The organism is Savagea faecisuis (assembly GCF_042675605.1).
In the GTDB taxonomy this organism is placed as follows: domain Bacteria; phylum Bacillota; class Bacilli; order Bacillales_A; family Planococcaceae; genus Savagea; species Savagea faecisuis.
This window is the reverse complement of sequence record NZ_JBHTJF010000055.1, coordinates 1-774: the sequence shown is the minus strand read 5'-3', so window position 1 is coordinate 774 and position 774 is coordinate 1. Positions and strand designations below refer to the sequence as shown.

At 38.1% G+C, this 774-nt stretch carries 1 protein-coding gene; it reads left to right on the top strand.

The genetic code is table 11. The features are described 5' to 3' along the window. Window positions 1-69 precede the first annotated feature (69 nt). On the top strand, window positions 70-774 hold a 705-nt coding region (locus ACFQ0V_RS13250; RefSeq protein WP_381014459.1), incomplete at its 3' end, for an IS4 family transposase.

Sequence of the window (774 nt, the reverse complement as noted above, 5' to 3'; positions counted from 1 at the left end):
TCATAAAAAAAGCCTTTATAATGGGTTGGTGGTAGTAACCTATCCAAATCCAAAATAAAGGACTCACACATGGATAAGTTTACACGAAAAACATCATTTGAACAATGGTTATCACCGATGAATCGTTCATTATTTGACGACCTGGTGAAAACACATCAATTAAATTACTATACAAAGAAGCTTTATATGGCTTCATTTATGAAACTACTTTTGTATGCCCAACTTCATGAAACCGAGAGTTTACGGGCATTAAGCGACGCTGTCTTTTCCGAAGAATTACAACGAGCTACGGGATTAGGTTCGATTAGCTTTTCACAATTAGGAAGACGAATCAATACAATCCCAACTGAATTCTTTCAAACGATTTTTCTCGATTTAGTGGCACAAATTCATCAGAAAACGAATTTCCAAATGCGAAGAAAAGTAATAACACCACTAAAAATCATTGATTCGAGTACGTTACCGCTGAATTTAACCAATCATAAGTGGGCAGAGTTCCGAAAAACAAAATCAGGTGTAAAGCTTCACCTGCGACTTGTTTTCATGGAAAAGGGACTCTCCTATCCAGATAAAGCGGTACTTACAAACGCCATCGAACATGATCGAGGGCAACTAGAAGTATTCATTGACGACAAAGAATGCATGTACGTGTTCGACCGTGGTTACTTGGATTATGAGCGTTTCGACCGCATGACGGATGATGGGTATTTCTTTGTTTCACGTTTACGTAAAAACGCTGTTGTCCGTGTGATAGAACCATTTTCACTACCAGAA